The sequence below is a fragment of the Streptomyces mexicanus genome, assembly GCF_902506575.1.
In the GTDB taxonomy this organism is placed as follows: domain Bacteria; phylum Actinomycetota; class Actinomycetes; order Streptomycetales; family Streptomycetaceae; genus Streptomyces; species Streptomyces mexicanus.
In genome coordinates this window covers 1-8,116 of sequence record NZ_LR732694.1, presented here as the reverse complement: position 1 = coordinate 8,116, position 8,116 = coordinate 1, and the positions used below count along the sequence as shown (strand labels likewise).

Genomic DNA, 8,116 nt, shown 5'->3' with positions numbered 1-8,116 from the left:
CCCCCCGGACCGACGAGAACACCTCTCCCCCAGACCCACTCCTCCGCCCCCGGCGGGCCGGTTCCGCAGCGGCCGGACGGGCGCCGCCCAGGCTCCGGCGAGCAGCGCGACCCGTTCTTCGACAATGCCAAGTACCTGGCGATCGTCCTGGTGGCCCTCGGTCACTCCTGGGCGACGGTCATGAGCGGCAACCGATTCCTCGAAACGGCGTACAACGTCGTGTACGCGTTCCACATGCCGGCGTTCGTCATCATCTCCGGCTACTTCTCCCGCAATTTCGACCTTCGCCCGCAGCGGCTGAAGCGGCTGCTGACCGGCGTCGTCGTGCCGTATGTCGTCTTCCAGACGGCCTATTCGCTCTTCCGGATCTACGTCGGCCATTCCGCCGACCGGCAGATCCACCTGTTCACGCCCTGGTACCTGACCTGGTTCCTGTGCGCCCTGTTCATCTGGCGGCTGACCGCTCCGGTGTGGCGGCTCGTGCGCCGGCCGCTGCCCGTGGCCCTCGGTGTGGCGATGCTGGCGTCCGTCACCCCGGGCCTGGGCGGTGTGCTGGAGTTGCAGCGGGTGCTGCAGTTCCTGCCCTGTTTCGTGCTGGGCATGTGCCTGAGGCCCGAGCATTTCCGGTGGGTGCGCCGCCGCCCGGCGCGGATCCTGTCGGTGCCGGTGATCGCGCTCGCGGTGGCCCTCGGCTGGTGGAGCGTGCCGCGGCTGAACGCCGGGTGGCTGTACCGGAACGCGGCCGCGCAGGACCTGGGCGCGCCGTGGTGGGCCGGGCCGGTGACGGTGCTGGTGCTGTTCGGCTGCGCACTGCTGCTGACCGCCTGTTTCCTGGCGTGGGTACCCGGCCGGCGACTGTGGTGCACGGCGCTGGGCGCGGGCACGCTGGGCGGCTATCTGCTGCACGGCTTCGTGGTCAAGGGAGTGCTGTACGCGGGCGGGTTCGAGGCGGACTGGCTGCACGGCCCGCTCGGCGCGGTCGTCGTCACCGTCCTCGCGGTGGGCGGCATGACCGTGCTGTGCACCCGACCGGTGCGGCAGACGTTCCGGTGCGTGCTGGAGCCGCGGATGGACTGGGCGTTCCGGCGGATCGCGCCGCAGGCGTCCGGGGAGCGTGAGCGGGCGGACGACCGGGCGGACGGGGCCGTGGCCACGCCCGTGGCCGAGCCGGCGGCCGAGCCCGAGACGGCACTGGCCCGCTGAGCCCCGCCGGCCGACACCGGCCGGCCGCGGCGACGGTGCCAGTGGCGGTGGCCGTGGCGGTGGCGACTACGGCTACGGCTAGGGCTACGGCTACGGCTACGGCTACGGCTACGGCTACGGCTACGGCTACGGCTACGGCTACGGCTACGGCTACGAGGATCGCCGCAGTGTGCTCCGGCCGCGAGAGCGACGCCGGGGGCCGTGCGCGGCAGTGGGCGGACGGCCCCCGGCACCACGAGAGCCGCGCCCTGGTCCCGGGCGCTGCGAGAGTCGTGGACGAGCCCGGGCACACCGAAAGCCGTGGACGGCCCCCGGGCACGACGAGCGTCGCGGACGGCCCCCGGCACCACGTGAGTCGTGGGCGCCGGGGGCCTCTCAGGTCGCCTGGTCGCCCTTGAGGTGCCGCATCAGGCGTTCGAAGTCCTGCCAGCCGGACAGGTCCGAGGCGTCGCCCGGGAAGGCGTAGTACAGCGCCGGCCGGGTCCTCGGGCCCAGCTCGCGCGGCGCCGTGGCCAGCGGGGTCCGGCGGGCGCGGTCGCCGGGCAGTTCGCGGACCTCCTCGACGCCGAGCACGAACGCGTAGGGCACGCCGGGGCCCTCGAAGCGGGGCGGGACCGACAGGTCGCGGCGCGCCCGGCGGACCTGGACCAGCATGGACTGCAGGTCGTGGCGGGTGGCGAGGGTCTCCGCCGCCCGGGGCACCGCGTCCGTCGGGATCTCCTCGCCCGGACCGTAGCCGAAGGCCAGGGTGACGTCCTCCTCCACGCCGCCGGTGGTGCGGCTGATGCGGACGGTGGCCAGGCCCGGGCGTTCGGGGGTGCCGACGACGACCAGCCAGGTCGGCTCGGGCGCCCGCTCGTACGCCACGTCCGTGAGCTGCCGCAGCGACCAGGGCAGGTTGGCGGGCTCCTCCGTGCCCCAGCCGGCCGGCGGCTCGCCGGTGATCTCCCGCCACACGGCCTCCAGGGCGCCGCCGAGGACGAGGCGGTCGTCGGCGGGGTGGATCGCGCGGTAGGAGAGGGCCAGCTGGCGTTCGCCGGTGTCCGCGATGTCCCGGGTGAAGGACTCGGCGACCGGGGTGCGCGGGTCCTCGGGGGTGGCCTCGGGCGACTCCACGGTCACGAACAGGCCGTTGTTCCACTCCAGGACGGCTCCGGACAGGCCGTCGTAGTAGCCGTCCTTCTCGTCCTGGACGACCCAGCGCGAGGGCCAGCCGGGCAGGGCGGCGCGCACCGCCGGGGACAGCCGGGTGCCGGGCGGGGTGACGATCTGCAGGCCGAGCCGGGCGTTCGCCACCGCCCGGAAGGCGTCCGCGAGCCAGGCGGTCATCGCGACGACCGGGCGGTCCTGGATGACGACGGCGACCTTGTCGGTGAGCACGTCGACGGCGGGCTGCGCGGCGGCCGGCTGCGGCGCGACGCTGATCCCGTCGGTCTCGACCACGGCGAGGGACCGCGCGGCCTGCGGCGGCCAGGCGGTGCCGCCGACGACGGTGGCCAGGCGGGCGGCGAAGGTGCCGGCGAGCTGCTCGCCCTCCTTCACGCCGGTGGTGGCGCGGGCCTCCGTCCACCAGTACGGCACCTCGGGCTCCTCCGCGCCGAGCAGCCGCTGCGCCTCGCCCCTGACCTGCACCAGCAGCGGCGCCTCGACGGAGACCAGGGGCCGGCCCTGCTCGTCGCACAGCTGCACGACGGCGCCTTCCCCTTCCGTGCCGACCAGCTTGTCGGGGCCGCCGGAGAGCAGGCCCGCGATCACGCTGAGCGGGTCGGGCATCTTCTTGGTCAGGGTGACGACGTCCTTGGTCATGACTGCACTCACCTGTTCCCGGCGTGGTTTCCGGCGTGGATGTCCCCGGTGTAGACGGTCTGGATCAGCCGGTTCGGCTCGCCCCTGCGCACCAGCACGCCGCGTCCGGGCGGCTGCTGGCCGGCGTACACGCCGGGGAAGAGCTGTCCCTCGCTGCGGTCGCCGGACATCACCAGCGCGGAGGCGCCGGATTCCCGCAGGCCCTGCAGCAGCGGCTCGTACAGGCCGCGGGAGGCGCCGGCGACCCGCCGGGTGAGGACGAAGTGCAGGCCGATGTCGACGGCGGAGGGGATGTAGGGCACGAACGGGGCGAGCGGCTGCTGTCCGGCGGTGGTCAGCACGTCGTAGTCGTCGACGAGGATGACGATGCGCGGGCCCGAACCCCAGCTGCCGGGTTCCAGGTCGGCGGGGTCGGCGGTCTCGTCCGGCAGGCGCTTTTCCAGTTCGCCGGCGATGCCCGCGGCCAGGGCGCCGGCGAGCTTGGCGTTGTAGGCGTAGCCGCCGCGGTACTCCTCGGGGATGGCGCCGCGCAGGCCGCGGCGGGGGTCGAAGACGCCGAAGACCAGCTCCTCGTCGCCGTAGCGTTCGATCAGGCCCTCGGCGACGGCCTTGAGCAGGTTGGTCTTGCCGCACTCGCTGTCGCCCATGATCAGCAGGTGCTGGTCGTGCTGGAAGAGGTCCAGCAGGACCGGCGCGAGTTTCGTCTGGTCCAGGCCGATCGGCACGCGGCGCGGTTCGGCGGCCGGGCCGGGCAGCAGGTGCGGCTCCAGGACGTGCGGCAGGACGCGCACCGGCTGGGCGACCTCGCCGGTCCAGGTGGCGCGGACGGTGCGGGCGGTGCGTTCCAGGACGGCGCCGAGGTCGGCGGTGTCGGCGAGGCCGTCGGTGCGGGGCAGGGCGACCTGTGCGAACAGCTTGCCGTCGGTCAGAACGCGGCCCTTCTCCTCCGGGGAGAGGGTCTCGGCGAGCTTGCGGTCGATGCTGGACTCGCTGGGGTCGTTCAGCCGCAGCTCCACGCGGGTGCCGAACTGGGACTGGGTGGCGATGCGCACGTCGTTCCAGCGCAGCATGCCCGCCACCACGTGGATGCCGTAGCCGCTGCCGCGCTTGAGGATGTCGACGACCGCGTCGTCCAGTTCCTCGAAGTCGTCGCGCAGCGCGCCGAAGCCGTCGATGAGCAGCACGATCTCCGTGGAGGCCAGCTCGGGCAGGCGGCCGGCGGCGCGCAGGGTGCGCAGCTGCTCCAGGGAGTCGATGTTGTGGATGCGGAACAGTTCCTCGCGCTGGTCGAGCATGCCGCGCACGGAGTCGATGGTGCGGGCGGCCCGCTCCCGGTCGGCGCGGCCCGCGACCCCGCCGACGTGCGGCAGTCCGGCCAGGGCCTGCAGGCCGCCGCCGACCAGGTCCAGGCCGTAGATGCCGACCTCCTGCGGGGTGTGGGTGAGCGCCAGGGACAGGGCGAGGGTGCGCAGCAGGGTGGTCTTGCCGGACTGGGGGCCGCCGATGACGGCCGCGTGGCCGCCGGCGACGGTCAGGTCCAGGTACCACTGGCCCTGCCACTGCTTGGTCGGGTCGTCGAGGATGCCCAGCGGGATCCGCAGCGGGCCGCGGCGCCCGGCGAGCTGCATGCCGCGCGCGCCGACCTCGACGGGACCGGCGACCTTGTCCAGGGGGACGGCGTCGGGCAGCGGGGGCAGCCAGATACGGCGTACGGTGCGGGCGCCGGCGTTCTCGATCTGCTGGACGAGGACGCCCATCTCGGTCGGGCCGGTCTCCCGGCGCCGCATCTGCGGCTCCTCCGGGCCGGCGGCCTCGTCCTGGCCGAGGGTGTTGTAGGCGTCGTACTCCAGGGCGAGCGGGCCGGTGTCCTCGGTCTCGCGCTGCACGGGGCCGCGGTAGGCGCCGGAGACGTAGCTGGCCTTGAACCGCTCGTAGTGGCTGGTGTCCACCTTGAGGTAGCCGAAGCCGGGCAGCGGCGGCAGGTGGAAGGCGTCGGTGGTGTCCAGCACGGTGCGGGACTCGTCGGCGGAGAAGGTGCGCAGGCCCAGCCGGTAGGACAGGTAGGTGTCCAGGCCCTTGAGCTTGCCGCCCTCGATGCGCTGGCTGGACAGCAGCAGGTGCACGCCGATGGAGCGGCCGATGCGGCCGATGGACAGGAACAGGTCGATGAAGTCCGGCTTGGCGGTGAGCAGTTCGCCGAACTCGTCGATGACGACGAACAGGTGCGGCAGCGGTTCGAGGTCGGGCCGCTTCTCGGCGCGCAGGGCGGCGTAGTGGCCGATGTCGGCGACGTTGCCCGCGTCCTTGAGGACCTGCTGGCGGCGCTTGACCTCGCCGGCGAGGGAGGCGTGGACGCGTTCGACCAGGCCGGCCTGGTTCTCCAGGTTGGTGATGACGCCGGCGACGTGCGGCAGGCCCGCGAACGGGGCGAAGGTGGCGCCGCCCTTGTAGTCGACGAGGACGAGGGCGAGGTCCTCCGGCGGGTGGGTGGCGACCAGGGCGAGGACGAGTGTGCGCAGCAGCTCGGACTTGCCGGAGCCGGTCGCGCCCACGCACAGGCCGTGCGGGCCCATGCCGAGTTCGGAGGACTCCTTCAGATCCAGCAGGACCGGCTCGTGGGAGTCGCTGACGCCGATCGGCACGCGCAGGAAGGCCCGTTCGCCGCGCGGCGCCCACAGCCGGTCCAGGTCGAGGTGGGCGACGTCGTCGATGCCGAGCAGTTCGGCGAAGTCGACCGGGCCGGTCAGCGGCGCGTCGACCATGGACTCGGCGGACAGCCGCAGCGGGGCGAGCATGCGGGCCAGGCCCTCGGCGAAGGGCACGCCGATCTCGTCGACGGTGCCGTGGGCGCTGATCGGTTCGGCCTGGCGCAGGTCCTCGATGAGGATGCGCTCGCCGTCGACGGTGATGCGCACCCCGACGCTGCCGGGTTCCTGGATCCGTTCGTCCAGCAGGTGCAGCACGGTGACGCCCATCTCGCGCAGGCCCACCGCGTCGTCGGGGCGCGGCAGTTCGACGGCGTCCTCACCGTGGCCGTCGGCGACGACGAGCAGCCGGGAGGTCATGGCGAGGGCGTCCTTGCCGGACAGGCCGCGGCGCACCTCGGCCGCGTAGGAGGCGCGGCGGCGCAGCTCGGGGCCGATCTGCCGGGCCAGCTGCGGCAGGGACGGCGCGATACGGCGGGCGGCGACGGGCCCGTCGAACTGCTCGGGGTCCAGCAGGTGCGGGAGCCACTTGGCCCACTCCCAGTCGCCGATCCTCTCGCCGGAGGCGGCCAGCGCGATCGCCACGTCGTCGGGGGCGTGGGTGGCGGCGGCCTGCACCATCAGCGCGCGGGCGACCCGCAGGGTGTCCTCGCGGCGGCCGATGACGCTGACGTTGCCGACCCGGTCCAGGGGCACGGTCAGCGGCAGTTCGGTGCCGGTGGAGAAACGGGCCATCAGCGCGGACGCCTCGTTCAGCATGAACTGGTCGGGCGGGGTGAGCACGGAGGAGCCCTGCTGGGCGACCTTCAGGTCCCGCACCGGCATCTCGCCGGTGCCGACCCGCACCCGCAGGAAGTCGTCGTCGAGCCGGCGCCGCTCCCACAGCCGGGCCGGGTCGCGCACGATGTCGTACAGCGCGTCCGGCGGCGGGTTGAGCACCTGGGCCCGCTCGCGCCGCTCCCGCTCCTCCTTGGACAGCTCCTCGCGCAGGTCCTCCAGGTAGGCGAGGTAGGCCTCGCGCTGGGTGCGGCGGGTGCGCTGGGCCTTGCCGCGCTGGGAGAACACCAGGGTGAGCGAGCCGGCCAGGGTGACCACGAGGATGATCGCGCCGAGGCCCGCGAACTGGCTGTTGCGCACCACTGTCATCATGATCACGGACGACATCACACCGGCCACCGGCAGCAGCGAGGTCGCGATGGAACCGGTCTTGCCCTCGGGCAGGTTGGGCGGCGCCTCTATGGTGCGCGGCTCCGGCGCGGCCGGCGGCCGGGTGGTCCGGGCCGGGCGGTGGATCAGTCGGGTGCTCATCGTGCGTGCCTCGTCCTCGTGTTCCCCTGCGTGTCCAAGGGGTCAGCGGCGCTTGTGGGAGAGCTGGAAGACCTCGGCGGCGAGCCTCGTCGCCGCCTGCCGGGTGGCCTGGGCGAGCAGTTCGGTGCGGATGGTGCCGCCGGCCGCCAGGTGCCGGTCGTAGGGCAGGACGCGCACGCTCGCACCGGTCGCCTTCAGCTGCTCGGACGCCTTGTCGAGGTCCAGCCCGGGGTGCGGCGCGGTCTCGGTGAGCACGACGACGGTGGAGGTGGTGATGTCCCTGGGCAGCGCCCGCATCCACTCCAGCACGGCGTGCGTGCTGGCGATGCCCTCCAGCGTCGCGGGCACGGTGAGCACGCGGGCCTGCGCGGCGGACAGCGCGGTGCGGGCCACCTCGGCGGGCAGCGTCTCGCAGTCCACCACGGTCACGCCGAAGAAGCGGCGCAGCGAGACCATGACCCGCTCGTAGCCCTTGGTGTCGAGCATCGCCCCGACCTGGCCCTGACTGCCCGGCAGCAGCCAGGCGTTGTCGGGCAGCTGGACGAGGTAGCCGGTGACGTCGAGCAGCGACATCTGCGGCTCGACGATGCCGGCCAGGTCGCCGGTGGTCCAGCGCAGCGTCTCCGCGCCCAGGCGCAGCGGCAGCGAGCCGAGCGCCGGGTCGGCCTCGACGACGAGCACCGGGTCCTGGCGGTAGTGCGCGTAGGTGGTGGCCAGCAGGGCGGAGACCGTGGTCTTGCCGGAGCCGCCGCGGATGGAGGTCACGGCGATCTGCCGGCCGGTGGTGACCGGCTGCTGGAGCACCTCGGCGGTGGCGGTGGTCTCGGCGACCTCCCGCGCGGCCGAGGACGACACGGTACGGCGCACGGCGCGCAGCGCCCGCGCGGCGAACGGCTCGCCGTGGCGGGGCTTGGCACCGGCGGCGGCGAGGCGCTTGTCCACCACGGGACGGGAGTCCGGGGTGGCGCGGTGCGCGGCGGCCCCGGACGCGGGCCGGGCGGCGCTCGCCCGGGAGGCGGTCTGCGGGTAGGCGTGCGCCGCCTGGGCGTGGGCGTGGGCCTGAGCCTGGGGCGGTACGGCGGCCGGGTGGGGCT

4 protein-coding genes are annotated in these 8,116 nt (G+C 73.9%); 1 reads left to right on the top strand and 3 read right to left on the bottom strand.

The window, feature by feature from the left end; translation table 11 throughout:
• Positions 1–1,203, top strand: a 1,203-nt coding sequence (locus GV126_RS35370) for an acyltransferase family protein (protein WP_236570403.1), incomplete at its 5' end; no start/stop codon positions are given.
• Positions 1,204–1,578: 375 nt separating this feature from the next.
• Here GV126_RS35370 and GV126_RS35365 read toward each other — a convergent pair.
• The 3 genes from GV126_RS35365 to GV126_RS35355 form a co-directional block, all read right to left on the bottom strand.
• A complete protein-coding gene (locus GV126_RS35365) occupies positions 1,579–3,009 on the bottom strand; it encodes a DUF6177 family protein (RefSeq protein WP_159675519.1) in 1,431 nt (476 codons plus the stop codon).
• An 8-nt stretch (positions 3,010–3,017) separates the two neighbouring features.
• The gene (gene eccCa, locus GV126_RS35360) at positions 3,018–7,022 is read right to left on the bottom strand and encodes a type VII secretion protein EccCa (RefSeq protein WP_159675517.1); all 4,005 of its coding nucleotides are present in this window, start codon (positions 7,020–7,022) and stop codon (positions 3,018–3,020) included.
• A gap of 42 nt (positions 7,023–7,064) precedes the next feature.
• Positions 7,065–8,116 (bottom strand): MinD/ParA family ATP-binding protein (locus GV126_RS35355; protein WP_236570402.1); only part of this gene is annotated, 1,052 nt, incomplete at its 5' end.